Raw genomic sequence first — 24,514 nt, 5'->3', positions numbered from 1 at the left:
GCCCGTCCGTGTCCCCCGTCACCTCCCCGCGGCCGCGCGCCTAGGCTGTGACCATGGCGACACCACCACCCCAGGACACCCGGCCGTCCCAGGCCACCCCGCCGCCCCGGGACACCCTGCCGCAGGCGGTCACGCTCGTCCTCGTCCGGCACGGGATGACCGACGCCACCGGGCCCCGGCTGGCCGGCCGCGCCCCCGGGGTCCACCTCAACGACACCGGCCGCGGCCAGGCGGCCGACCTGGCCCGCAGGCTGGCCGGGCTGCGCCCCGCCGCGCTGCTGTCCAGCCCCCTGGAGCGCTGCCAGGAGACCGCGGAGGCCGTCGCGGAGGAACTGGGCGTCCCCGTCACCACCGACGACCGCCTCATCGAGTGCGACTACGGGTCCTGGACCGGCCGCGCCCTGAAGGACCTGGCCGACGAGCCCCTGTGGCGGGTCGTGCAGGACCACCCCTCCGCCGTCCGCTTCCCCGGCGGCGAGGCCCTGGCCGCCGCCTCCGCGCGCGCCGTCGAGGCCGTCCGCGACTGGAACGCCCGGCTGCTGCTCACCCCCGGCGACACGCCCCCGGTGTACGTGGCGTGCAGCCACGGCGACATCATCAAGGCCGTCGTCGCCGACGCCCTGGGCCTGCACCTGGACCTCTTCCAGCGGCTGCGGGTGGACCCCTGCTCGGTCACCTCCATCACCTACACGCGCACCCGCCCCTTCCTCAACGTCCTCAACGACACCGGACAGGGGGCCGGACCTGTGCTGCCCACCCCGGCCGAGGCCACCGGGGACGCCGCCGTGGGCGGCGGCGCAGGTGCCGAGCGCACCGCCTCCAAGATCCTTTAAGGTTCTAGGCATGCCCGTCTTTCAGTTCAATCCGCCGGAGCGCTTCATCGCCGGGACCGTGGGCCAGCCGGGGGAGCGCACGTTCTTCCTCCAAGCGGTGGGGGAGGGCCGCATCACCAGCGTCGTCTTGGAGAAGGCGCAGGTCGAGGCGCTGGCCACCCGTATCGAGGAGCTGCTGGAAGAGGTGCACCGGCGCTTCGGGGCGCCGCCCGGGGACGTCGCCGTCCCCGAGGACGAGGACCCCCTCGAACAGCCCATCGAGCAGGACTTCCGCGTCGGCACCCTGGCCCTGGCCTGGGACGCCGAGGCCTCCCGCGTCATCGTCGAGGCCCAGGAGCTCGACGAGTCCGCGGCCGAGGAGTTCGTCGAGGACGAGGAGGAGCTGGAGGTCTTCACCGAGGAGGGCCCGCCGCACCGCGACGTCCTGCGCGTCTACCTCACCCCGGGCGAGGCGCGCGCCTTCGCCGGCCGCGCCCTGAAGGTGGTCGCCGCGGGCCGACCGGACTGCCCGCTGTGCGGCCGCCCCCTGGATCCCGCCGGCCACATCTGCGTGCGCCAGAACGGCTACCGGCCCGACCGCCTGGTCTGATCCCGCCTTGACGCACGACGACACCGCGGTCGAGGGCCCCTTCGACGGCCTCACCCCCGCACAGGGCCTGGACCTGCTGCGGACCGGGGAGATCACCGTTGAGGGGCGGCTCACCGCCGCCTCCAACACCACCCTGTACTGCACCGTCTCCGACGGCGCCCGCTCGGCCACCTGCGTGTACAAGCCGGTGGCGGGGGAGCGGCCGCTGTGGGACTTCCCCGACGGCACCCTGGCCGGGCGCGAGGTCGCCGCCCACGCCGTCTCCGACGCGCTGGGCTGGGAGGTCGTCCCGCCCACCGTCCACCGCGACGGCCCCTTCGGTGAGGGCATGGTCCAGCTGTGGGTGCACGGCGACACCACCGTGGACCTGATCGCCCTGTCCCGGGAGACCGACAACGCCGCCCTGCGCCGCATGGCCGTGTTCGACGCGGTCATCAACAACTCCGACCGCAAGATCGGCCACCTGCTGCCCACCCCGCAGGGGCACCTGTACGGCTGCGACCACGGGGTGGCCTTCACCGAGGACTACAAGCTGCGCACGGTGCTGTGGCAGTGGCAGGGGCTGGCGCTGCCCGAGGAGGCGCTGACCGCGCTGGGGCGCCTGCGCGACCGGCTGGCCGATCCCGACGACGCCCTGGCCCGGGAGCTGGAGCTGCGCCTGACCGGCCCCGAGGTCTACGCGGTGCGAGCTCGCACCGCCCTGCTCCTGGAGCACCGCATCCACCCCTATCCGGCCCCGGACTGGCCCGCGGTACCCTGGCCGCCGGTCTGACCGGGAGGCGGGAGCGCATGGTCACCGAGATCAGGGTCCGGGTGGACCCGGGCGGCCGGGCGCTGCTGGGGCTGGGGCGGTTCGGCTACCGGCTGCGGGCCTTTACGGCCCCCGCCTGGACGGAACGGGTGCCCGCCGTGCTCGGGACCGTGTCGCCGGCCCTGTTCCTGGTGGGCTGGATCCCGCTGATCTGGATCCGGGCCACCGGCGGCGAGCCCACGGGCCTCCACCTGGCGCCGGTCGGCATCGGCCTGGCGGGCCTGCTGCTCACCGGCCTGGTCTTCGCCTGGCGGGAGATCGCCGCGGAAATCCTGGGGTATCTGACGGTCTTCCTGCTCGTCGTCCTGTTCCCGCTCTACTTCCCGCTGCTGGCCGTCCCGGCGGTGCGCCGCCGGGTGAACGCCGCCCTCCCCTCCTCCGGGAGCGGGGACGGGGAGGCCCCGCGGCGGCGCACCGTGGGGGAGGGCGGGAAGTCGTACTCCTACGCGCGGCTGTCCGGCGCCCGGCTCACCGGCGAGGGCCACCGCGCCACCCTGGTCCTGGAGCACCGCGACGGGAGCACCCTGACCTGTGCGGCCACCGGGGCCGACGCGCGGGCGCTGCGCGCGGCCGCCCGCGAACACCTCGCCGACCTGCTGGAACAGGAGCCGGAGGGGCCGCCCCGGGTGTGAGGAGTATCGACTACCCGGGAGTAGGAATGGCGTCCCCGGTGCGGATACCGGCACAATGGGCCCGTGAGCAACGAATGGAACTACCTCTTCGACATGGACGGCGTGCTCGTCCGTGAGGAACACCTCGTCCCCGGGGCCGACGAACTGATCGCCGAGCTGCGCGGGCACGGCACCCCGTTCATGGTGTTGACCAACAACTCCATCTACACCCCGCGCGACCTGCGGGCCCGGTTGCTCAACACGGGCCTGGACATCCCCGAGGAGTCCATCTGGACCTCGGCGCTGGCCACCGCCCAGTTCCTCCAGACCCAGCGCCCCAACGGGTCGGCGTACGTGGTCGGCGAGTCCGGCCTGACCACCGCCCTGCACAACGTGGGCTACGTCATGACCGAGCGCAACCCCGACTACGTGGTGCTGGGGGAGACCCGCACCTACAGCTTCGAGGCCATCACGCGGGCGATCCGCCTGGTCCGCGCCGGCGCCCGGTTCATCGCCACCAACCCGGACGAGACCGGCCCCAGCGCCGAGGGCCCGCTGCCCGCGACCGGCGCGGTCGCCGCGCTCATCGAGAAGGCCACCGGGCGCAGCCCGTACTACGTGGGCAAGCCCAACCCGCTGATGATGCGCTCGGCCCTGCGCCGGATCGGCGCCCACTCCGAGAACGCCCTGATGGTCGGCGACCGCATGGACACCGACGTGCTCAGCGGCCTGGAGGCGGGCCTGCAGACGATCCTGGTGCTGTCGGGCATCTCCGACCGGGACACCGCCGAGGAGTTCCCCTACCGGCCGACCCGCGTCATCGAGTCGGTCAAGGAGCTGGTCGGCTCCACCGGCGACCCGTTCGCCAAGGGCACCGAGTAGCACCCCGGACCCGGCGGCCCGGGCGCGACGCCCCGAACACAGCGTCCCGGACCCGGTGCCCCGGACAGCGCCCCGGACATGGCGAGGGGCGGCGGACACGGTCGTGTCCGCCGCCCCTCGTGGCGCGGTGCGTCAGGCGCTCTGCCGCTGCTTGGCGATCTCCTCCACCTTCGCCGCCTCTTCGCGGCGGCGGGCGCGGAGCAGTTCCAGGCGCTCGGCGAGGACCTCCTCCAGGTCCTCCATGCTGCGGCGCTCCAGCAGCATGTCCCAGTGGGTGCGCGTCGGCTTGGCCGCCTTGGGCTCCTCCCCGGAGCCGTCGCGGCGCAGAGCGCGGTCGCCGCAGAAGCGGCACTCCCACTCGGCGGGGATCTCGGCCTCGGTCGCGAAGGTGACCGAGAAGCGGTGGCCCCGGGTGCAGTCGTAGGTGACCTCCTGCCGCGGAGCCAGGTCGGTGTTGCGGTCGTTCTCGTAGCTCGTCGCCCCGAGTCGGGTGCCGCGCAGTGCTCGCTCGGCCATCGTGTGGGTGCCTCCCAGGCGCTTGTGCGGTCTCGCGGGGTTGTAACACGCAGGTACACGTCAAGATTCCCCGCCTCCCCGTGGCCGAACCACGGGCCCGGGTCCCGCGGAGCGGGCGGCCCGGATCGGCGTGACGCCTTGCGTGTGACCTGTCGCACTCCTTCCCGCTCTTTTCCGGATGCACACCCCGGCGCCGGTACGGACTGCGGAAAACCCGTCCGGTGACGTTCCGTGTCCGACTCGGAACTATTATCGCTTTTTGTTCCTTGAGGGGCTTTCTGCGTGTTCCACTATCGATACCGAAGAACGTGAAGAAAACGCCCGGATATCCGATATAAGTTCTCCGTGGTTCTAACGACGATCCTTCAGAAAATCCTGGAACGCCAGGTCGCGAAGGCGGGCATCACCGTCGGCGACATCTGGCGCGACCCGGACCTGGCGGCGGCACTGCCCGCCGTCCGCGCGGGCGACATCACCCGCGCCCGCGAACTCCTGGCCATCGGCGACCCGCACCGGGCGGCCTTCCGGCTCGGCGTCCTCTCCTCGGAGTGCGCCCCCCACCTCGACGCGTTGGAGGAGCGCTACGGCGACGACGACCCGCTCCTGCTCCTGCTGGGCGGATCCGCCCGCATCAAGGCGTCCTGGGACATCCGCGGCTCGGGCTGGGCCGCCGGTGTGGGCGAGGAGCGCTTCGACCGCTTCCACGCCTTCCTGGAACCGGCGGCCGCGGTCCTGATGCGCGCCGCCGAACTCGCCCCCGAGGACCCCCGCCCCTGGAACGAGCTCCAGTGGTACTGCCTGGGCATGGACATCCGCCGCGAGAACCTGGACCGCATGTGGCTGGAGCTGTGCTCCCGGGACTCCTGGCACCACCACGGCCGCTACGCCCGGCTCCAGGTGCTGTGCCGCAAGTGGCGGGGCTCCCACGAGGAGATGTTCGCCTTCGCCCGGGAGAACGCCGCCCTGGCCGGGCCCGGCGACGCCTGCCTGGGGCTGCTGCCCGCGGCCCACAAGGAGAACATCATGCTCACGGTCCGCGACAGCGAGGAGATCGGCACCTACGGCGACATCGAGGAGTTCGTGCGGGGGTACTTCGCCGACCCCGGTGTCCACGGCGAGGTGGCCGGGGCCGCCGACCGGTGGCTGTCCGGGGACTTCACCTCCGACCCCGAGTACGTGAACGTCGCCCACCTGTTCGGCGCCTCCCTGTACTACGGCGGCGACCTCGAACGCGCCGCCCGCGTCCTGGCCCACGCCGGACGCGTGCTCCCCGAGGACTCGCTGTGGGGGCACGTCTCCCCCTGGCCCCCGTCGGACTACCGCGGCGCCCTCAAGGACTGCGGCCTGCTCGACCGCCCCACCTACTGATCCAGCCCCGGCCCCTTCCCCGTCCACCGGCGCTCCGACCGGCTCCCGCCGCCGGTCGGCCCGCCCCCGCAGGATGCTTCTGGGACGCCGTTCCCGCAGTTCACCGCCCTTTTCCGGGGACGGGAACGGCCGCTTCCGAGCGGGGAGAAGTCCGATTGCGGACATGTCCTTTCACTTGTTCGCCGTGTGGCAATACCGTTCCTGTGAGTCTGGTGATATGTTGACTCGCTGTGCGCTGAAAAGTGCGTGTTGTGGAAAAACATCCCCTTCTCGTATTCGTTGCGCACCCCCCGATCCCACCCCCTCGGTCCCTTACCGGTCACCGCCGGTGTGACCAGGGGATATGCCGCAGCCGGACGTGAGACATGACAACCCCCACCCCCCGGGGCGCGGTCCCCCCGCCGCTCTCCGCCCCCCGCTGGTCGTACCTCCCGCCGGTTCTGCTGGTCCTGTGGGGCGGCGCGCTCCTGTTCTTCCCCGCCGCCCGCCAGCCCTGGGCGCTGGGCGTCGCCATCACCGGGCTGGTCCTGCTCGCGGCCCTGGCCCTGGTCCTGGACCGGCGCGAACGCACCGTGCGCGACCTGCGCGCCGAGCTCGACGGGCTGCGCGTCAGCACCGAGTCCCTGGCCCGCGACCACCTGCCGCGCCTGGTCGAGCGGCTGCGCGAGGGCGACTCCGCCGAGACCGCCCTGCACCGCATCCCGCTGCCGCCCGACGCCGCCCGCGCGGCCGTCGTGCGCTCGGTCGCCGCCGAGATCGCCACCGCCGAACGCCGCCGCTCCGCCGCCATGGCCGCCTGCGCCACCGCCGCCGGACGCATGCAGGCCCTCACCACCGCGATGCTCGCCGACCTGCGCCGCATGCAGGAGCGCTACGGGGACGGCGAGACCGACTCCGGCATCCTCGGCGACCTCATGCACCTGGACCACAGCACCGCCCAGGCCGGCCGCATCGCCGACAGCATCGCCATCCTCACCGGGGCCCGCTCCGGGCGCCGGTGGAGCCGCGCCATCGGCATCGAGAGCATCCTGCGCGGCGCCATGGCCCGCATCGGCGCCTACCGCCGGGTGCGCCTGCACAACGTGCCGCGCCAGGCCATCGCCGGGTTCGCCGCCGAGGGCGTCATCCACGCCGTGGCCGAACTCCTCGACAACGCCGCCAAGTTCTCCCCGCCCACCGCCGAGGTCCACGTCCACGTGGAGGAGGTCCAGGCCGGGATCGCCGTCATGGTCGAGGACAGCGGCCTGGTCATGGGGGAGGAGGCGCTGCGCCGCGCCCGCGAGTCCGTCTCCGGCGACGCCGACATCACCACCATCTCCGGCAGTCGCCTGGGCCTGTCCGTCGTCGGCCGCATCGCCCGCCGCTACGACCTGACGGTGTCCTTCCGGTCCTCCTCCCGCGGCGGGACCGCCGTGGTCCTGCTGCTCCCGAACAAGCTCGTCAAGCCCCTGCCCGCGGCGCCCGCTCCCGCCGCGCGGCCGGAGCCGGCCGCCGTGGCCGCCTCCGCGCCGGCCGCGCCCGCGGCGGCCCCGACGCAGGACACCACCGCCGACACCGGCGGGCTGCCCCAGCGCCGCCGCGGCAAGACCCTCGCGGCGGCCCAGCAGCAGACCGCCGCCTCTCAGCCCGCCAAGGACACCGGCCCGGCCACCTCGCCCCGTGGCTTCGGGGCGTTCCGGGCGGCGGTGAGCGGCCAGGACCAGAACGGAACACCGAAGGACGCATGATGGACCTCGCACATTCGACCTGGCTCCTCGAAGGCCTCCTGGAGCGCACACCCGGGACCCGGCACGCCCTCGTGCTCTCCCGGGACGGCCTCAAGCTGTGCCACACCCCGGGCCTGAACAAGGACAGCGCCGACCACCTCGCCGCGATCGCCGCGGGGGTGCAGAGCCTGGCCCACAGCGCCTCCATCGAGTTCGGCGACGGCGCCGGGGGCGTCCGCCAGGCCATGGCCGAGTTCTACGGCGGCCTGCTGTTCATCGTGGAGGCCGGGGCCGGCGCCCACCTGGCGGTCGTCACCTCGCCCGAGGCCGACCCGGGCCTGGTCGGCCACAACATGAACGAACTGGTCGAACAGCTGGGCGAGCACCTGTCCACGCCGCCCCGGGCCGCCACCGGAACCGCATGAGCCGCTCGCACCGCGACGAGAGCCCCGACCGCCTCTACGTCATCACCTCCGGGCGCAGCGACGGGGCCGACGAGGCGCTGGACGCGGTGACGCTCATCGTCGCCGAGAGCGAGCCCACCCCCGGCATGCAGTCCGAGCACGCCGCCATCCTGCGGATGTGCCGCGGACCCATGGCGGTGGTGGAGGTCTCCGCCCACCTGGGCCTGCCCCTGACGGTCACCCGCATCCTGCTCACCGACCTGCTCGACGGCGGCCGGATCACCGCGCGCCACCCCCGGCCCGCCCCCTCTCCCGCCCACCCCCTCGCCTCCCCGGACGTGTTGGAGAAGGTCCTCGTTGCACTCCACAACCTCTGAACCCCCCACCGCGGACCCGCCCCGGTCCCTGCCCCCGACCGTGGACCAGGCCCTGAAGATCGCCGTCGTCGGCGGCTTCGGGGTCGGCAAGACCACCCTGGTGCGCTCGGTCAGCGAGATCCGGCCCCTCAACACCGAGGAGACGATGACCCGGGCCGGGACCGACATCGACGACCTCAACGGGGTGGAGGACAAGCGCACCACCACCGTCGCCTTCGACTTCGGCCGCATCACCCTGGACGCCACCTCCGTCCTGTACCTGTTCGGCGCCCCCGGCCAGCAGCGCTTCTGGTTCCTGTGGGACCGCCTGTTCAGCGGCGCCCTGGGCGCGGTCGTCCTGGTCGACACCCGCCGCCTGGACGAGTCCTTCTTCGCCATCGACCGGCTGGAGGCCCAGGGCACCCCGTTCGTCGTCGCCCACAACGACTTCGGGGAGGGCACCCACACCCTGGAGGAGATCCGCGCGGCCTTGGACCTGGACCCGCAGGTGCCCCTGCTGCGCTGCGACGCCCGCGACCGCGGCTCGGCCAAACACGTCCTCATCGCCCTGGTCGAGCACATCCGCACCCTCGTCGCGGAGGCCTCCCGATGACCACCGCGCCGGTCGTCCTGCACGGCCCCGGCGCGGCCGGGGACGGCGAGGACCTCTACGCCCGCATGCGCTCCGAGCACGGGCCCGTCGTCCCCGTCCTGCTGGAGGCCGACGTCCCGGCCTGGCTGGTCATCGGCTACCGCGAACTCCAGTACGTGCTCACCGACTCCGCCGCGTTCGCCCGCAGCTCCCGCCGCTGGAACGCCTGGGACCGGGTGCCGCCCGACTGGCCCCTGCTGCCGATGGTGATGCGGCTGCCCACGGTGCTGTACGCCGAGGGCGAGGAGCACCGGCGCCGCTCCGGGGCGATCACCGAGGCCCTGGCCGCCATCGACCCGCACGAGCTGCGCACCGTCACCACCCGCCTGGCCGACCGGCTCATCGACGCCTTCTGCACCGGCACCTCCGCGGACCTGCGCACCGCCTATGCCACCCGGCTGCCCGCCCTGGTCCTGGCCTGGGCCTACGGCCTGGACGAGGAGCGCGGGCAGGCCCTGGCCGCCGCCATGACCACCATGATCGACGGCGGCCCCGACGCCATGGCCGCCCAGGGCGCGCTCATGGCGGAGATGACCGCGCTGGTCGCCGAACGCCGCGCCGCCCCCGGCCCGGACGTGGTCTCCCGGCTGCTCGCCCACTCCGCCGGGTTCACCGACGAGGAGCTCGTGCCCGACCTCATCGTGCTGCTGGGCGGCGGCCACCAGCCCACCGCCGAGTGGATCGGCAACGCGCTGCGCCTGATGCTCACCGACACCCGGTTCGGCGCCTCCCTGTCCGGGTCCCGGCTCAGCGTCTCGGAGGCCCTCAACGAGGTGCTGTGGGAGGACACCCCCACCCAGATCTACGCGGGCCGGTTCGCCGCCCACGACGTGGAGCTGGGCGGGCACCGCATCCGCGCCGGCGACCTGGTCCTGCTCGGCCTGGCCGGGGCCAACCGCGACCCGGCCCTGCACCGCAGCCCGGGCGGGGGCCACGTCAACCGCTCCCACCTGTCGTTCTCCCACGGCGACCACCGCTGCCCCCACTCGGCCCGGGAGGCCGCCGAGGTCATCGCCGTCACCGCCGTCGAGGTGCTGCTGGACCGCCTGCCCGACCTCGAACTGTCCGTCCCGGCACACGAGCTCCGCTGGCGCCCCTCCCCGTGGATGCGCGGCGTCACCGCCCTGCCGGTCACGTTCTCGCCGGTGCCCCGGCACGGGCCCCCGCCACCCTGAGACCCTCGCCCCCAGCCCTGGCCGCCCCGGGCCCCGGGCACCCGAGCCCCCGCCCCCTGAGTCCATGCCGCCCGCCCGCGACCACGGCGGCCCCGTCCCCCGCCCCCGCCCCCCCGCATTCCCTTGGACAAGGAGTCCGCATGCCCTGCCCCGTGTCCCACGGTCCCCCCGCCACCGTGGTCCTCGACCCCTACGTCACGGACCTGCGCGCCGAGCGCGAGGCCCTCTACGCGGCCGGGCCGCTCACCCGGGTAGAGCTGCCCGGCGGCGTGACCGCCTGGTCGGTCACCCACCACGAGGAGGCCCGCGCCCTGCTCACCGACCCCCGCCTGGTCAAGGACATCGCCCACTGGGCCGACTTCCAACAGGGCCGCGTCCCCCACACGTGGCCGCTGCTGAGCACCATCCCGCCCACCCCCACCAACCTGCTGGGCACCGACGGCGCCGAGCACAAGCGGCTGCGCCTGCTCACCGCCAAGGCGTTCTCCGCCCGCCGGGTCGAGCGGCTGCGCCCCCGGGTGGAGGAGATCACCCGCGGGCTGCTCGACTCCCTGGAGCCGCGCGCCGGGGAGCCGCTCGACCTCAAGGCCGAGTTCGCGTTCAAGCTGCCCATGAGCGTCATCGGCGAGCTGTACGGCGTCCCCGAGGACGAGCACGGCGTCCTGCGCGACCTGTACGTGAAGTTCTTCAGCTCGGTCACCGCCCCCGAGGAGTTCCTGGAGACCTACGCGACCCTGGAGCGCTACTACGACGACATGATCGCCGCCAAGCGCGCGAACCCGGGCGACGACCTCACCACCGAGCTGCTCAACGCCGGGGAGGAGGGCGACTCCCTCAGCGACCTGGAGGTGCGCGGCACCCTCCAGGTGGTCGTGGCCGCCGGGCACGAGACCACCGTCAACCTGCTGTGCAACGCGGTGCGCGCCCTGCTCGCCCACCCCGAGCAGTTCGAGCTCGTCAAGAGGGGCGAGGTCGGCTGGGACGCGGTGGTGGAGGAGACCCTGCGCTTCGACCCGCCCACCTCCAACTTCCTGTTCCGGTTCGCCACCGAGGACGTCGAGGTCGGCGGGGTCACCGTCAAGAAGGGCGAGGCCCTGATGACCTCCTACGGCGCGATCAGCCGTGACCGCGCCGAGCACGGCGAGGAACCCCACCCCGACACGTTCGACCTCACCCGTACCAAGGGCCGCCACATGTCCTTCGGGTACGGCCCGCACGTGTGCCCCGGCGCGCCCCTGGCCCGCATGGAGGGACAGATCGCGCTGCCGATGCTGTTCGAGCGCTTCCCCGACCTGGCGCTGGCCGTCCCCGACGAGGAACTGGGCAACCACCCCTCCGTCGTGGTCAACAGCCTGCGCGACCTGCCCGTTCTCCTGCGCCCCTGACCCGGCCACCGGGCCGCCCCGCCGGGGCGGCCCGCCCGTCGCCCTTCCCGATCGACACACGAGGTGCCCGGTGGACACGACGACCCCGGTCCGGCTCTACGACCCCGAATTCAACACCGACCCCCGCGGCTTCTACCGGAAGATGCGCGCCGAACACGGCCCCGTGGTGCCCGTCCTCATGGACGGCGACGTTCCGGCCTGGCTCGTCATCGGCTACCGGGAACTGCACGGGGTGCTCGGCGACTCCGACACCTTCGCCCGCCACCCCGGCCGCTGGAACGCCTGGGACCGGGTGCCCGAGAACTGGCCGCTGCTGCCGATGCTCGCCCCGCTGCCCAACGTGCTGTGCGCGGAGGGCGACGAGCACCGGCGGCGCACCCGCGCCATCAACGACGCCATCAACGGCGCCGACCCCCACGAGCTGCGCACCCTCGTCTCCCGCATCGCCGACCGGCTCATCGACGCGTTCTGCGGCTCGGGCGGGACCGACCTGCGCACCGGCTACGCCGAACGCGTCCCCGCGCTGGTGCTGTGCCAGATGTACGGCCTGGACGACGCGACCGGCGACGCCATCACCTCCGACATGAACGTGCTGTTCAACGCCGGGGCCGACGCCATCGCCGCCCACCAGCGCATGGTCGGGATCTTCGCGGAGCTGATCACCTCCCGCCGATCCGAGCCCGGCCCCGACATCGTGTCGCGGATGATCGCCCACGCCGCGGACTACACCGACGACGACCTCAACGCCGACCTGCTGGCCGTCCTGGCCGGCGGCCACCAGACCACCGGCGAATGGATCGGCAACGCGCTGCGGCTGATGCTCACCGACGACCGGTTCGGCGCGTCCCTCTTCGGCGCCCGCAGCAGCGCCCGCGAGGCCCTCGTCGAGGTGCTCTGGGAGGACTCGCCCTCCCAGATGAACGCGGGCCGGTTCGCCGCCCACGACGTCGAGCTGGGCGGCCGCCTCATCCGCAAGGGCGACCTGGTGCTGCTCGGCTACGCCGCCGCCAACCAGGACCCCGCCCTGCGCACCGACGGCGCCGGCCGCGGCCACGGGGTCAACCACGCCCACCTGTCGTTCTCCCACGGAGAGCACAGCTGCCCGCACGCCGCCCAGGGCCTCGCCGAGACGATGGCGGTCACCGCGATCGAGGTCCTCCTCGACCGGCTGCCCGACATCGAGCTCTCGGTCCCCGCAGACGAGGTCCGCTGGCGGCCCTCCCCCTGGGTCCGGGGCGTCACCGCGCTCCCGGTCACCTTCACCCCCGCATCCCCGCAAGGAGTCCATTGATGTCCTGCCCCTTCCACACGGCCGACGGCGTCCCCCTGATCCACGCCGTGCCCGAGGACGTCCAGGCCGACCGCGAGCGCCTGTACCAGGAGGGCCCGGTCACCCGGGTGGAGCTGCCCGGCGGCGTGCGCGCCTGGGCGACCACCCACCACGAGGTCAGCAAGGAGACGCTGAACGACCCCCGGTTCGTCAAGAGCGTCGACCACTGGGCCGACTACCAGGAGGGCCGGGTCCCCGAGGGCTGGCCGCTGCTGGGCACCATCCCCACCGACAACACCAACATGCTGGCCCTGGACGGGGCCCCGCACCGGCGGCTGCGCCGGCTCACCGCCAGTCCGTTCTCCGCGCGCCGGGTCGAGCGGCTGCGCCCGCGCATCGAGCGCATCACCGCCCGGGCGCTGGACGCGCTGGAGGACAGGGCCGCCCAGACCCTGGACCTGAAGTCGGAGTTCACGTTCCGGGTGCCGATGGCCGTCATCGGCGAGCTGTACGGGGTGTCCGAGGCCGAGTACGAGAACCTCGGCGAGTTGTACGCCAAGCTGTTCTCCGGCACCACGGAGGAGGGCGAGCACCTCCAGATCTACCACACGCTGTTCCAGTACTTCGGGGAGCTGGTCGCCCGCAAGCGGGCCACCCTCGACGAGCACGACGACTTCACCGCCGACCTCATCCGCGCGAGCGAGGACGGCGACGGCCTCAACGACATGGAGATCATCCTCACCCTGCTGACGGTGGTCGCCGCGGGGCACGAGACCACCGTCAACCTGCTCACCAACGTGGTGCGGGCGCTGCTCAAGCACCCCGAGCAGCTGGAGCGGCTGCGCAAGGGCGAGGTCTCCTGGGAGGCCGTGGTGGAGGAGACCCTGCGCTACGACCCGCCCAACAACCTCATGATGTTCCGGTTCGCCACCGAGGACATCGAGATCGGCGGGCGGACCATCAAGAAGGGCGAGGCGCTGCTCACCCACTACGGGGCGGCCTCGCGCGACCGCGCCGAGTTCGGCGACGACCCGGAGGCGTTCGACCCCGACCGGGGGAAGGGGCGGCACATCTCCTTCGGGTACGGGCCGCACATCTGCCCGGGCGCGCCGCTGTCGCGGCTGGAGGCGGGGATCATCCTGCCGATGCTGTTCGAGCGCTTCCCCGACCTGAAGCTCGCGGTGCCGGACGAGGAGCTGGTGGTGGCCTCGGCCCTGTCGGTCAACAGCCTCAAGGAGTTCCCGGTCGTGCTGCGCCCGTAGCGCGCTCTCCCCGGGGGCCGGCGACGGGACGGACGGCCCCCGGGGAAATCCTTGCCGGGACGAAAGCCACATTTTGCGCCCCGTGACCGTACGATCCCCGAAGGTCACCGGGGAGGGGACGGGCATGGTCGTGACGAGGTGCTGTGCGCTGGCGCTGGCCGTCGTCCTGGCCGGCTGCGGCCCGGAGCAGGCCGCCCCGGCCGGCCGGGACGCGCCGCAGGTCACCGACGCCCCGGCCGACCCGCCGCTCTTCGCGCCGCCCCCCGCCCCGAGCCCGTCGCCGGACGAGCCGTCCCCCACCGTCCTGCCCTCCCCGACCGCCCCCGCCCCGCCCGCCGACGAGTCCGCCGACCAGGCCGCCGCCGACCGGCCGCCGGAGGAGGCGGTCACCGGCTACCTGGAGGCGCTGGCCGCCACCGACGACCCCGACCGCATGCGCGAGGGGCTCACCCTGGCGGCGGACGACTCCACCGCCCACGACCTGCTCCTGCACGCCTCCTCCGTCGCCCAGGCCCGAAGCGACGGCGAGCAGGCGCCGGCGATCGTCGGCCTCACCCCCACCGCCGGCGGCGCCCAGCTGTGCCCCGCCGTGGGCAACGACCCCGACTGCGGCGAGTACACCGACTTCACCGGCCGGGACGGGCTGGTGACGGGCCTGCACATCGACGGCTCCGACCCGGGCCCCTCCCTCATCGTCGGCGACGGCGTCACCGCCGACTCCGAGGGGGTGAGCGCGGCCCTGATCACCGCCTACCGCTCCGTCGTCGACCACACCCTGGTGGTGACCGTGGAGTTCACCGCCGTCGACGCCGTGTCCCTGGACCTGGACGGCGCCCTCTACCGCGCCCCCGACGGCACCGAACAGCGCGCCGAGGCCGCGGCGGGCCGCCGCGAGCTCACCCCGGAGACCGCCACCCACGCCGTCTTCCACTTCCCCGACGCCCTCCCCGGCGGCGAACTCGCAGTCGGCGGCTGCCTCCCCGAGTGCTCCGCCCTCATCGACCTCACCCTCCCCGTCGGCTGACCGGCGCCGGGACGGGGGCGCCGGGAGCGGGTTCAGCTCAGGAGGGAGCCGCCGTCGCGGGCTCGGGTGAAGATCCACCGGAAGGACCCCAGGGCCGCGGCCAGCCAGCAGACCGCCGCCAGCAGCATCCACCCCGTCTGCGCCGCGACGGCGGCGGCCGGGGCGCCCGCCTCCAGCAGCCGCACCGCCGCCAGCCCGTGGACCGCGGGCAGCGACTGGGCGACCCACTGCACCGGGGCGGGCCAGTACTCCACCGGCACCATCGCCCCGCTGATCACCAGGATCAGCGACGACGCGATGTTGCCGATGATGTTGCGGGCCTCGGGGAACACCAGCGCCGCCGAGGCGATCAGCAGGCTCATGCAGTAGGTGGACAGGCACGTCAGCGCCACGATCCCGACCAGCACCGGGACCTGCCACCAGGTCCAGGCCACCCCGAAGAACGGCGGCACGACCAGCAGCGCCACCGACGTGGTCGCCACCGCCGAGGCGGGCCACTGGAGGCTGCGGCCGAAGTAGTACCACCCCGGGGACACCGGCGAGGCGGCCAGCAGCCCCATCGTTCCCAGGTGGCGGTCCCAGCAGGTGGAGGCCACCGCCAGCATGGCCTCGGCCACGCAGATCGTCACCGCCGCCCCCAGCACGACGTACCGGGTGTACTCGGGGTCGCCGACCAGCACACCCACCGTGGAGTAGAACAGCACCTGGCACAGCAGCCGGACCAGCCAGCCGAACAGCCAGGTCTTCCACGTGTAGAACGCCCGGAAGTCGGCGCGGGACACGACGGCCCCCTGGCGCACGGTGCGCGCCACCGGCGCGATCACGTCAGACACGGGACAGGCTCCCCTCGGCGCGGGCACGGCGCAGGAAACGGTTCATGGTGTGCGTGCCGAAGGCCAGCGCCAGCGCCCCCAGCAGCAGCACCGCGGCCAGCCGCGCCGCCGCGTGCTCCACCGGCCCCGGCGTCAGGGCGTCGCGGAACAGGTCCGCGCCCCAGGACAGGTACAGCAGCCGGCCCGGCGCCGCCGCCCACAGCGGGAGGAACGCCAGCGGCACCACCACCCCCGACAGCAGGAACACCGGCATCGACAGCGTGTTCTGCACGATGCGCGCCCCCGGCGCGGCGATGAACAGCGCCGACAGGGCGGTCGCGGTGGCGGCGGTGGCCAGCGCCGTGGCCAGGGCGGCGAGCACGAACACCACCGGGTGGTGGACGGTGATCCAGTGCCCGAACACCAGTCCCGCGGTGGCGATGGCCAGCCCGAACGCGGGCAGCGACACCAGCATCGCCCCGCACAGCCGCCCGAACACCAGGGAGGCGGGCGAGACGGGGGAGGCGACCAGCAGCTCCAGCCGCCCGTTGTCGCGGTCGTCGGAGATCATCTCCCCGGCGAAGGACAGCGCCGCGATCCACAGCGCCATCAGGGTGGGCGCCACCACCGCGTAGGAGGCCAGGTCGGTGCGCCCGCTGTACAGCATCATCGACAGCAGCACCGCGGTGGTCATCGGTGTGGTGGCCAGCGTGAAGGAAGTAGGTGTCCACGCTGCGCGCCATGGTGCGGGTCTGAAAGCCCAGCCCCAGGGTGAACCCGGTGAGCGCGCCCCTCACCCCTCCACCGCCATGCCCCGCCCGCCCACCAGGTGGAGGTAGACCTCCTCCAGGTCGGGGCGGCTGCGGGCCACGTCGCGGACCCGGGCCTCGACCAGGGCGCGCTGCACCGCCAGGGTCGCGTCGGGGGAGGAGGTCTCCACCCGGGTCAGCCCCTCCTCGGGGGAGGTCACCGACACCACCCCGGGCAGGTCGGCCAGCGCGTCGCGCACCCGGTCCGGAACGCCGCGGGCGTCCACCCGCTCGTAGGCGGACACCAGGTCGCCGACCGTGGCGGGGGACTCGGTCATGACCAGGGTGCCGCGGTCGATGAGGGAGACCCGGTCCGAGAGCGCCGCCGCCTCGGCCATGTCGTGGGTGGTCATCAGGATCGTGGTGCCGTGGCCGCGCAGCTCGCCCACCAGCGCCCGGAAGTCGCGGGCGGCCACGGGGTCCATGCCCACGGTGGGCTCGTCCAGGATGAGCACCCCGGGGTCGGAGACCAGGCCGCGGGCCAGGTGCAGGCGCTGCTTCATGCCGCGGGAGAAGTCCCCGGCGCGCTCGTCGGCCCGGTCGGCGAGCCCGACCCGCTCCAGGAGCTCGTCGACCCTGCGGCGGCGCCCGGCCCGGCCCAGCCCGTACAGCGACGCCCAGAAGGCGAGGTTCTGCCGGGCCGTGAGCCGCTCGTACAGCCCCTTCTCGCCGCCGAACACGATGCCCAGGCACTCCTTGACCCGCGCGGTGTCGGCGACCACGTCGTGCCCCAGCACCCGGACGGTGCCCGAGGTGGGCAGCAGCACCGTGGAGACGATCTTGCACAGGGTGGTCTTGCCCGCGCCGTTGGGCCCGAGCAGGCCGTGCACCTCGCCGTGGGGGATGTCCAGGTCCAGGCCGCGCAGCGCCCGGAACTCCTCACCTCCCCTGCGCCGGTAGGTGCGGGTCAGACCGGAGATCTCCAAGGCTTGCATGCGCGGACCTTCCAGGGGGTGGGGGTTTCGCCGCTCACAGTTATCTTGACATCGAGATACCTTATCCCCGCCACCCCGCCCGCACAAGGGGGCCGCGGTCCCTCAAGATCCCGCGACCCCGCCGTACGGTGCGCCCTACCTGGCCCGCTGCACCCGCCCCTCGTCCCACACCGGCTCGTCCGACTCGTACACGTTCCCGTCCGCCCCGAACACCAGGAACCGGTCGAACCCCCGGGCGAACCACCGGTCGTGCGTCACCGCCAGGATCGTCCCCTCATAGGCGTCCAGCGCCGCCTCCAGCGCCTCCGCCGACACCACGTCCAGGTTGTCGGTCGGCTCGTCCAGCAGCAGCATCGTCGCCCCCGACAACTCCAGCAGCAGGATCTGGAACCGCGCCTGCTGCCCGCCCGACAGCGTGTCGAAGGTCTGCTCCGCCGCCCGCGCCAGCTCGTACCGGTCCAGCGCCCGGCCCGCCTCGTCCCGCGGCACCCCCTTCCGGGAACCCTCGCCCCGGTGCAGGATGTCCAGCAGCGTCCGCCCGGCGAACTCCGGGTGCTCGTGCGTCTGCGCGAACCACCCCGGCAGCACCCGCGCCCCCAGCCGGGCCCGGCCCCCGTGCGGCACCGGCGCCGCCTTGGCCCGTTCCTCCGCCGACAGCGGAGTCTCCTCCGGGTCCGAGCCGCCCCCGGCCAGCAGCCGCAGGAAATGCGACTTGCCCGAGCCGTTGGACCCCAGCACCGCGACCCGCTCCCCGTAGTGGACCTCCAGGTCGAACGGGCGCATCAGCCCGGTCAGCTCCAGGCCGCCGCACACCAGCGCGCGCTTGCCGGTGCGCCCGCCGCGCAGCCGCATCCGCAGGGTCTGGTCGCGCGGCAGCTTCTCCGGCGGCCCCGCCTCCTCGAACCGGCGCAGCCGGGTCTGCGCCGACTGGTACCGCGACGCCATGTCGGAGTTGTACGCCGCCTTCTGCTTGTACATCGACACCAGCGCCTTGAGCTTGGCGTGCTCCTCGTCCCAGCGCCGGCGCAGCTCGTCCAGCCGCGCGAACCGCTCCCGCCGCGCCTCGTGGTAGGTGCCGAACGCGCCGGTGTGCGTCCACGCCGTGTTCCCGGCCGCCCCCAGCTCCAGGGTGACGATCCGGTCGGGCACCCGGCTCAGCAGCTCCCGGTCGTGGGACACCAGCAGCACCGTCTTGGGGGTGGCCGACAGGGCCTCCTCCAGCCAGCGCTTGCCGGGCACGTCCAGGTAGTTGTCGGGCTCGTCCAGCAGCAGCAGCGGGGCCGGGCCCCGCAGCAGCGCCTCCAGCACCAGCCGCTTCTGCTCGCCGCCCGACAGGGTGCGCACCTCCCGCCACCGGCACCGCTCGTAGGGCACGCCCAGCGCCGCCGTGCAGCACTGGTCCCACACCACCTCGGCCTCATAGCCCCCGGCGTCCCCGTACCGGGCGATCGCCGCGGCGTAGCGCATTTGCGTCTTCTCGCCGTCGTCGACCATCATCGCGGCCTCGGCCGCCTCCAGGTCGGCGTGCGCGTCGCGCACCGCGGGCGGCGACACCGACACCAGCAGCTCGTGCACCGTGGTCTCGTCGCGCACGTGCCCGACGAACTGGTCCATCACCGCCAGGGAGCCGTCGAGGGTGACCGCCCCCGACTGCGGGCGGGTATCACCGCGCACGATCCGCAGCAGGGTGCTCTTGCCCGCGCCGTTCGCGCCGATCAGGGCGGTGACGGAGCCCTCGCCGACCCGGAAGGACACCTCGTCCAGCAGCACCCGCCCGTCCGGCAGGGTGTGGGTGACCCGGTTGACGTCGATGTGGCCCACGGCCGCGCTCCACCCGGGGATCGGCGACAGGTCCGGCGCCCGGCCCGGCCCGTGCGCCTCCCGGCAGGCTTCCACGCCCCCGAACGGCCGGGCAACCGGTTTTCCGCCCCCGAACCCCCAGGCCACCGGGCTCGCACACCCGTTGTCCACAGGCTCCGGCGACCGGGCGCGGAACGTCCCCGGCCGCTGCCATAATTGCGGGAGCCCGCAGGCCGGACGGGGGAGACGCACGGCCGCCTGGACGGGCCGCCGCCATGCCGCGGCGACGACGGAGCACAGGGGAACGGGGATCACGGGTGGCCGAGCGCAGCGCTCTCGACCTGGACGCGCTCACGATCAGCGATCGCTTCCAGCTGTTCAACTTCACCCGCCGCGACGACCACGTCACCTACCTGTGGATCCTGCGCGCCCTGGAGCGGCTGCGCGAGGTCCACCGGGTGCAGGCCGGCGCCGAGGACCTGGCCGCCACCCTGCGCGAGCTGGCCGCCGCCCACGACGGGGTGCCCGCCCTGGACCCCGCCGACCTGCGCTACCGCCTCGACGAACTGGCCGCCGACCGGGTCGTGCACCGGTTCGACGACGCCTCCCGCGCCGGGAACCTCGCCCGCTACCGCAACCGCCAGTCCGTCTACCAGTTCAGCGAACTCGGCTACCGGGCCTACCGGGCGGTCGAGGGCGTGCTCGGCGCTCGCAGCGAGGACGTCAACCTGTCCCGGCTGGTGTTCTCCGACGTCCTGGAGGACCTGCTCGCCCTGGCCGACGCCAACCGCACCGGGCGCGCCGAGCAGGTCTACCGCAGGCTCTCGCGCCTGGACACGGTGATGGAGGACATGGGCCGCCGCTCCGCCCAGTTCCACGTCACCCTGGGCGAGATCCTGCGCTCCACCGACGCCTCCCCGGACACCTTCCTCAAGTACAAGAACGCCCTGCTCGTCCACATGACCGAGTTCACCGCCGAGCTCGACCGCTACCGGCCCCGCCTGGACGAGGCGGTGCGCGAGGTGGAGGACACCGGCCTGGCCACCCTGCTGGCGCGCGCCGCCGACACCGACGAACGCCTCTTCATGGACCGGGAGGAGCGCCTGGAGGACTGGCGGCGCCGCTGGTCGGCGCTGCGCGACTGGTTCACCGCCGACGGCACCGAGCCCACCCGCGCCGCGGAGCTGCACGCCGCCACCCGCTCGGCGGTCTCGGGCGTCATCGCGCTGCTGCGCCAGATCACCGAGGGCAGACGCGGCGGCGTCAACCGCTCCACCCAGCTGCGGCACCTGGCGCAGTGGGTGTTCGACACCCCCGACGAGGGGGCCGCCCACGCCCTCATGGGCGCCGCGTTCAACGTCCGGTCCGCCCGCCACCTGGGCGTCGCCCACGAGGACGACGAGCAGATCTCCCCCAACACCACCTGGTGGGACGCGCCCGGCGTGGAGGTGTCGGTCACCCTGTTCCGCAGCGGCAAGGCGCCCACCACGGGGGTGCCCAGACCGGTGCGCCGCAACCCGGGCGCCCGCGCCGAGCTGCGCCGCCGCCAGGCGGCCGACCGCGCCGCCGACCGGCAGTCCGCCGCCCGCCTGGCCGAGGAGGGCGCCCACGACCGGCTCCTGGACGAGGTCGACACCCGCGTGCTGCTGCGCCTGATCACCCGCGCCCTGGAGTCGCGCGCCGTCGTCGCCGGGCGGCTGTCCTCGGCCACCGGCACCGACGAGGGCACCCTCGTCCGGCTGGTCCCCAGCGACACCGGCAGCACCGTCCGCACCACCCGAGGCCTGCTCCACCTGCCCGGCATGCGCCTGGAGCTCGCCCCCCGCGCCCCCGGAGCCCCCCGATGAGCCACCTGCCCTCTTGCGCCCGCGGCCCCGCGGCCCGCCCCGCAGCGGCGCCATCGGTGCCCACCGGCTCCGTGCCGGCCGCCGTGCGGCGGCCGCACGCCACCTGCGGCGCGGCCGCTCACCCCGCCGCGCCCGCCTTCCGCGTTCCGGCGTACCCGGGGGAGGGGCGATGAGCCGACGCAGACGCCGTCCCGCGCAGCGGATCGACCCCGCCGACCTGGGCTCCTACCAGCAGGCGATGCGCCGCGTGCTCACCGCCGACCTCATCACCCGCACCCGCCCCCGCCCCGGGGTCCTCGCGGGCGTCCTGCGCTGGGCCGACGAACTCACCGAGGACCTGCGCGACCTCTTCGGCCACACCCTCATCGCCACCACCGAGCACGTCCGCCTGGTCCGCGAACTCGACGTCCTCGACCCCACCCAGCGCCACGTGTTCTCCCGCGGCGGCCGCCCCTTCGACCGCCGCCGCCTCGCCTACCTCTGCCTGCTCCTGGCCTCCTTCCAGCGCTCCCAGGTCGAGATCGGCCTCTCCGACCTCGTCCGCCACTTCGCCCCCTCCGCCAACGCCATCGACGGCCTGGGCTACGACCCCACCGACGGCGGCCACAAGGCGGCCCTCGTCGACGTCTGCTCCTGGCTCGTCGACCACGGCGCCCTGCACGTCTCCGACGGGTCCATCGAGGCGTGGGCCGGCGGCCACGGCCAGGCCGACGCCCTCTTCGACATCGACCACGAGGTCTGCGAGGTGCTCTTCCGCCCCTCGCGCCCCGTCCAGCACGTCACCGGCGTCGCCGGGCTGCTCACCCACCACCCCGACGACCCCGACCGCGAGCGGACCGCCCGCCGCGCCCGCCGCCTGCTCGTCGAGCTCCCCGTCGTCCACTACGCCGACGTCACCCCCGACGTCGCCGAGGCCCTGCGCACCCCCGGCGTCGCCGAGGAGGTCGCCCACCTCACCGGCCTGACCGTCGAGCGCCGCGTCGAGGGCGTCCTGCTCGCCGACTCCGGCGGCCTGTTCACCGACCGCCCCTTCCCCGGCCGCGGCAGCGCCGTCAACCGCACCGCCGGGCTCCTCCTCGCCAAGATCGCCGACCGCATGGAGACCGCCAGGGCGGCCCTCACCCACCTGCCGGTCCCCGCCGCGCCCGCCGCCCACGCGGCCCTGGTCGACCGCATCGACTCCGCGCTGCCGCGCGAAGGCGTCGTCGAGGCCCTGGCCTGGACCGCGCCCGCCCCGGCCACCGCCGTCCCCGAACCCGCCACCGCGCCGCTCATCGAGCAGGGCCGCCTGGAGGCGATGGTCGACGACCTGTTCGCCGAGTTCGGCGCCGCCTCCTTCACCGCCGCCTGGCAGCGCGACCCCCGCGGCCTGCTCGACGCCGCCCTCGAACTGCTCACCGACCTGTCCCTGCTGCGCCCCGTCCCCGGCGGCGTGCTCGTCCTGCCCGCAGCCCTGCGCTACCGCAACATCCAGGGCGCGCTCCCGCAGCGCCCCGACACCGGCATGCTGCCCCTGGGTCTCGAACCGGAAGGAACCCCCTGATGTCCCGCGACCGCTTCAAGCCCACCCGGGCCGGGGTGATCAACGTCTGGGACTACCTCGACGAGGAGTTCACCTTCGCCGACGGGCGCCTGGTCCTGCGCGGCCACAACGGTTCGGGCAAGACCAAGGCTCTGGAGGTGCTGTTCCCGTTCATCCTGGACGGCCACACCGACCCGCGCCGCCTGGACCCCTTCAGCGGCCAGAACCGCACCATGAAGTCCAACCTCCTCTACCGGGGCCAGGACGCCGAGTACGGGTTCGTGTGGATGGAGTTCGCCCGCCCCGGCGAGGGACCCCTCCCCGAGACCGTCACCCTCGTCATCGGCCTGCGCGCCCAGCAGCACCGCGACGGCGTCACCACCTCCTTCTTCGTCACCGACAAGCGCCTGGGCGTCGACTTCGGCCTGCTGGCCGCCGACAACCGCCCCCTCACCGAACGCCAGCTCAAGGCCGCTCTGGGCGAGGGGGCGCACCACACCACCGCCGCCGACTACCGGGCCGCCGTCGACGCCCGCCTGTTCGGCCTCGGCGACCGGTACATCCAGCTCCTGGACCTGCTGCTGGCCCTGCGCCGCCCGCTGCTGGCCAAGGACCTGGACCCCGAGAAGGTCTCCGACACCCTCACCGCCGGGCTCAGCCCCCTCGACGAGAAGCTCGTCGACCAGGCCGCCCGCGACTTCGCCAACCTCTCCGCCGTCCAGCGCCGCTTCGACGACGCCACCGCCGCCCACACCGCCGTCGAGACCTTCACCGGCGCCTACTCCTCCTACCTCACCGCGCACGCCCGCCACCGGTCGGCCGGCATCTCCGCCGCCCTGGCCCGTGCCGACGAGCACATCTCCGCCCTGGCCGCCCACACCGACTCCCTGGCCGCCGCCACCGCCGATGGCGAGACCCTGGCCGCCGAGGTGGCCCGCACCGCCGCGCAGGCCGACGAACTGGAGGCGGTCCGCAAGGGCCTGGCCGAGAGCGAGGCGCTGCGCGACGCCCAGGCCCTCGAACTCGAACTGCGCCACAGCGACGCCCGCGGCCGCGAACTCGCCGAGGCCGCCCGCCGCCTGCACCGCCAGGGCGAGGAGATCACCCACCTGCGCGGCGAGGCCGACGGCGTCGCCCGGCACCTGGAGCAGAGCCGGGCCGCCATCGCCGACCTGCTCGCCGAACTGGAGGAGTCCGCCGACCGCGCCGGGATCACCGGCGACGGCGAGGGTCCCGCCGACACCGGCGTCGACGCGGCCCGGGCCCGCGCGGCCGCCCGCGCCGCCGACCTCGACGAGGTCCGCGCCCACCTGGCCGACCTGCACCGGGCCGAGGCCGAACGCGGCCGCGCCGACGCCGACGCCGCCCGCTCCCGGACCGCCCTCGAAGAAGCCGAGGAGGCCGGGGCCCGCGCCGAAGCCGGGCTGGAGGCCGCCCGCGCCGCCGTCGCCGACGAGCTCGCGGCCTGGGCCCGCCGCTGGGCCGAGGGCCCGGGCGCGGTCTGCGACCGGGCCTCGCTGCCCGCGCTCGACGCCGCCCTGGACACCTGTGGCCAGCCGGGCGCGCCCACCCTCCCGGAGGTCTTCACCGACCTCACCGACCCGGCCCGCACCGACGCGATCCGCCACGAGCACCGCCTGGCCGCCGACCGCGAGCGCACCACCGCCGACCTGGCCGCGGTGCGCGCCGAACGCACCGAGATCGCCGCCGAACGCGACGACGCCCCGCCCGCCGACCGGGCCCGCACCGCCTCCCGCGCGGGGCGCCCGGGCGCCCCGCTGTGGCGGCTGGTCCGGTTCGCCGATGGCCTCGACCCAGCCCGCGCCGCCGGGATCGAGGGCGCTCTGGACGCCGCCGGCCTGCTCACCGCCTGGGTCCACCCCGACCCCGACACCGCCCGCGCCGCCCTGGAAGCCCTCCTTCCCGACGCCCACCTCGTCCCCGC

General features: G+C 74.2%; 22 protein-coding genes and 1 pseudogene. 18 read left to right on the top strand and 5 right to left on the bottom strand.

Going from position 1 to position 24,514, the window contains the following annotated elements; genetic code table 11:
• Positions 1 to 53: 53 nt before the first annotated feature.
• The 5 genes from ACJOT3_RS14335 to ACJOT3_RS14315 all read left to right on the top strand — a co-directional run bounded on the left by ACJOT3_RS14335 (position 54) and on the right by ACJOT3_RS14315 (position 3,726).
• Positions 54 to 833: an MSMEG_4193 family putative phosphomutase gene (locus tag ACJOT3_RS14335; protein WP_406972844.1), complete on the top strand. Its 780-nt coding sequence runs from the start codon at positions 54 to 56 to the stop codon at positions 831 to 833.
• 10 nt (positions 834 to 843) lie between these two features.
• The gene (locus ACJOT3_RS14330) at positions 844 to 1,422 is read left to right on the top strand and encodes a DUF3090 domain-containing protein (protein WP_406972842.1); all 579 of its coding nucleotides are present in this window, start codon (positions 844 to 846) and stop codon (positions 1,420 to 1,422) included.
• Positions 1,423 to 1,429: 7 nt separating this feature from the next.
• Positions 1,430 to 2,194 carry an SCO1664 family protein gene (locus ACJOT3_RS14325; RefSeq protein ID WP_406972840.1) on the top strand — a complete coding sequence of 255 codons (765 nt, stop codon included), beginning with the start codon at positions 1,430 to 1,432 and terminating at the stop codon, positions 2,192 to 2,194.
• Between the two features lie 17 nt (positions 2,195 to 2,211).
• On the top strand, positions 2,212 to 2,865 hold the full coding sequence (locus tag ACJOT3_RS14320) for a hypothetical protein (RefSeq protein WP_406972838.1): 654 nt from the start codon (positions 2,212 to 2,214) through the stop codon (positions 2,863 to 2,865).
• A 63-nt stretch (positions 2,866 to 2,928) separates the two neighbouring features.
• Positions 2,929 to 3,726: an HAD-IIA family hydrolase gene (locus tag ACJOT3_RS14315; RefSeq protein WP_406972836.1), complete on the top strand. Its 798-nt coding sequence runs from the start codon at positions 2,929 to 2,931 to the stop codon at positions 3,724 to 3,726.
• Between the two features lie 132 nt (positions 3,727 to 3,858).
• Here ACJOT3_RS14315 and ACJOT3_RS14310 read toward each other — a convergent pair whose 3' ends face one another.
• On the bottom strand, positions 3,859 to 4,242 hold the full coding sequence (locus tag ACJOT3_RS14310; protein ID WP_406972834.1) for an RNA polymerase-binding protein RbpA: 384 nt from the start codon (positions 4,240 to 4,242) through the stop codon (positions 3,859 to 3,861).
• 345 nt (positions 4,243 to 4,587) lie between these two features.
• Here ACJOT3_RS14310 and ACJOT3_RS14305 point away from each other — a divergent pair, with 345 nt between their 5' ends.
• The 10 genes from ACJOT3_RS14305 (at position 4,588) to ACJOT3_RS14260 (ending at position 14,844) form a co-directional block, all read left to right on the top strand.
• Positions 4,588 to 5,610 (top strand): hypothetical protein, encoded by a 1,023-nt coding sequence (locus ACJOT3_RS14305; RefSeq protein ID WP_406972832.1) that lies wholly within the window; start codon positions 4,588 to 4,590, stop codon positions 5,608 to 5,610.
• A gap of 365 nt (positions 5,611 to 5,975) precedes the next feature.
• Positions 5,976 to 7,337: an ATP-binding protein gene (locus tag ACJOT3_RS14300; RefSeq protein ID WP_406972830.1), complete on the top strand. Its 1,362-nt coding sequence runs from the start codon at positions 5,976 to 5,978 to the stop codon at positions 7,335 to 7,337.
• Positions 7,337 to 7,741: a roadblock/LC7 domain-containing protein gene (locus tag ACJOT3_RS14295; RefSeq protein ID WP_406972846.1), complete on the top strand. Its 405-nt coding sequence runs from the start codon at positions 7,337 to 7,339 to the stop codon at positions 7,739 to 7,741. Before ACJOT3_RS14300 ends, ACJOT3_RS14295 begins: the two co-directional genes overlap by 1 nt.
• Positions 7,738 to 8,097, top strand: coding sequence for a DUF742 domain-containing protein (locus ACJOT3_RS14290; protein ID WP_406972828.1), 360 nt, complete (start codon positions 7,738 to 7,740; stop codon positions 8,095 to 8,097). Before ACJOT3_RS14295 ends, ACJOT3_RS14290 begins: the two co-directional genes overlap by 4 nt.
• Complete coding sequence (locus ACJOT3_RS14285; protein WP_406972826.1) at positions 8,078 to 8,689, top strand: GTP-binding protein; 612 nt, start codon at positions 8,078 to 8,080, stop codon at positions 8,687 to 8,689. The genes ACJOT3_RS14290 and ACJOT3_RS14285 overlap by 20 nt, the downstream gene beginning before the upstream one ends.
• Positions 8,686 to 9,903, top strand: a complete 1,218-nt coding sequence (locus ACJOT3_RS14280; RefSeq protein WP_406972824.1) for a cytochrome P450 — start codon at positions 8,686 to 8,688, stop codon at positions 9,901 to 9,903. The genes ACJOT3_RS14285 and ACJOT3_RS14280 overlap by 4 nt, the downstream gene beginning before the upstream one ends.
• Positions 9,904 to 10,043: 140 nt before the next feature.
• Positions 10,044 to 11,288, top strand: a complete 1,245-nt coding sequence (locus ACJOT3_RS14275; protein ID WP_406972822.1) for a cytochrome P450 family protein — start codon at positions 10,044 to 10,046, stop codon at positions 11,286 to 11,288.
• Positions 11,289 to 11,358: 70 nt separating this feature from the next.
• Complete coding sequence (locus ACJOT3_RS14270; protein WP_406972820.1) at positions 11,359 to 12,579, top strand: cytochrome P450; 1,221 nt, start codon at positions 11,359 to 11,361, stop codon at positions 12,577 to 12,579.
• Complete coding sequence (locus tag ACJOT3_RS14265) at positions 12,579 to 13,820, top strand: cytochrome P450 family protein (protein WP_406972818.1); 1,242 nt, start codon at positions 12,579 to 12,581, stop codon at positions 13,818 to 13,820. Before ACJOT3_RS14270 ends, ACJOT3_RS14265 begins: the two co-directional genes overlap by 1 nt.
• An 82-nt stretch (positions 13,821 to 13,902) precedes the next feature.
• Entirely contained in the window at positions 13,903 to 14,844 is a 942-nt protein-coding gene (locus tag ACJOT3_RS14260; RefSeq protein ID WP_406972816.1) for a hypothetical protein, read from the top strand.
• A 32-nt stretch (positions 14,845 to 14,876) separates the two neighbouring features.
• On the opposite strand, the gene ACJOT3_RS14255 is transcribed toward ACJOT3_RS14260, so the two are convergent.
• The 4 genes from ACJOT3_RS14255 to ACJOT3_RS14240 all read right to left on the bottom strand — a co-directional run bounded on the left by ACJOT3_RS14255 (position 14,877) and on the right by ACJOT3_RS14240 (position 19,221).
• Positions 14,877 to 15,677, bottom strand: a complete 801-nt coding sequence (locus ACJOT3_RS14255) for an ABC transporter permease (protein WP_406972814.1) — start codon at positions 15,675 to 15,677, stop codon at positions 14,877 to 14,879.
• On the bottom strand, positions 15,670 to 16,350 hold the full coding sequence (locus ACJOT3_RS14250; RefSeq protein ID WP_406972812.1) for an ABC transporter permease: 681 nt from the start codon (positions 16,348 to 16,350) through the stop codon (positions 15,670 to 15,672). Before ACJOT3_RS14250 ends, ACJOT3_RS14255 begins: the two co-directional genes overlap by 8 nt.
• A 99-nt stretch (positions 16,351 to 16,449) precedes the next feature.
• Positions 16,450 to 17,400, bottom strand: a complete 951-nt coding sequence (locus tag ACJOT3_RS14245) for an ABC transporter ATP-binding protein (RefSeq protein WP_406972810.1) — start codon at positions 17,398 to 17,400, stop codon at positions 16,450 to 16,452.
• A gap of 135 nt (positions 17,401 to 17,535) precedes the next feature.
• On the bottom strand, positions 17,536 to 19,221 hold the full coding sequence (locus ACJOT3_RS14240; RefSeq protein WP_406972808.1) for an ABC-F family ATP-binding cassette domain-containing protein: 1,686 nt from the start codon (positions 19,219 to 19,221) through the stop codon (positions 17,536 to 17,538).
• A 296-nt stretch (positions 19,222 to 19,517) separates the two neighbouring features.
• On the opposite strand from ACJOT3_RS14240, the gene ACJOT3_RS14235 reads away from it, so the two are divergent.
• The 3 genes and pseudogenes from ACJOT3_RS14235 to ACJOT3_RS14225 form a co-directional block, all read left to right on the top strand.
• On the top strand, positions 19,518 to 21,047 hold the full coding sequence (locus ACJOT3_RS14235; RefSeq protein WP_406972806.1) for a TIGR02677 family protein: 1,530 nt from the start codon (positions 19,518 to 19,520) through the stop codon (positions 21,045 to 21,047).
• A gap of 169 nt (positions 21,048 to 21,216) precedes the next feature.
• Positions 21,217 to 22,590: a DUF2398 family protein gene (locus ACJOT3_RS14230; protein ID WP_406972804.1), complete on the top strand. Its 1,374-nt coding sequence runs from the start codon at positions 21,217 to 21,219 to the stop codon at positions 22,588 to 22,590.
• Positions 22,590 to 24,514: pseudogene (locus tag ACJOT3_RS14225) on the top strand (TIGR02680 family protein); the annotation flags it as partial. The gene ACJOT3_RS14230 and the pseudogene ACJOT3_RS14225, both read left to right, overlap by 1 nt.

Source organism: Nocardiopsis protaetiae, from assembly GCF_045446735.1.
In the GTDB taxonomy this organism is placed as follows: domain Bacteria; phylum Actinomycetota; class Actinomycetes; order Streptosporangiales; family Streptosporangiaceae; genus Nocardiopsis; species Nocardiopsis protaetiae.
Note: the sequence above shows the minus strand (reverse complement) of the source record. Positions and strands in the feature narration are given on the sequence as shown.

Coding starts and splice junctions, on each gene's coding strand:
- ACJOT3_RS14280 (WP_406972824.1), top strand. CDS start 8,686: ATGACCACCGCGCCGGTCGTCCTGCACGGCCCCGGCGCGGCCGGGGAC.
- ACJOT3_RS14245 (WP_406972810.1), bottom strand. CDS start 17,400: ATGCAAGCCTTGGAGATCTCCGGTCTGACCCGCACCTACCGGCGCAGG.
- ACJOT3_RS14275 (WP_406972822.1), top strand. CDS start 10,044: ATGCCCTGCCCCGTGTCCCACGGTCCCCCCGCCACCGTGGTCCTCGAC.
- ACJOT3_RS14300 (WP_406972830.1), top strand. CDS start 5,976: ATGACAACCCCCACCCCCCGGGGCGCGGTCCCCCCGCCGCTCTCCGCC.
- ACJOT3_RS14335 (WP_406972844.1), top strand. CDS start 54: ATGGCGACACCACCACCCCAGGACACCCGGCCGTCCCAGGCCACCCCG.
- ACJOT3_RS14250 (WP_406972812.1), bottom strand. CDS start 16,350: ATGACCACCGCGGTGCTGCTGTCGATGATGCTGTACAGCGGGCGCACC.
- ACJOT3_RS14230 (WP_406972804.1), top strand. CDS start 21,217: ATGAGCCGACGCAGACGCCGTCCCGCGCAGCGGATCGACCCCGCCGAC.
- ACJOT3_RS14265 (WP_406972818.1), top strand. CDS start 12,579: ATGTCCTGCCCCTTCCACACGGCCGACGGCGTCCCCCTGATCCACGCC.
- ACJOT3_RS14295 (WP_406972846.1), top strand. CDS start 7,337: ATGGACCTCGCACATTCGACCTGGCTCCTCGAAGGCCTCCTGGAGCGC.
- ACJOT3_RS14310 (WP_406972834.1), bottom strand. CDS start 4,242: ATGGCCGAGCGAGCACTGCGCGGCACCCGACTCGGGGCGACGAGCTAC.
- ACJOT3_RS14330 (WP_406972842.1), top strand. CDS start 844: ATGCCCGTCTTTCAGTTCAATCCGCCGGAGCGCTTCATCGCCGGGACC.
- ACJOT3_RS14290 (WP_406972828.1), top strand. CDS start 7,738: ATGAGCCGCTCGCACCGCGACGAGAGCCCCGACCGCCTCTACGTCATC.
- ACJOT3_RS14320 (WP_406972838.1), top strand. CDS start 2,212: ATGGTCACCGAGATCAGGGTCCGGGTGGACCCGGGCGGCCGGGCGCTG.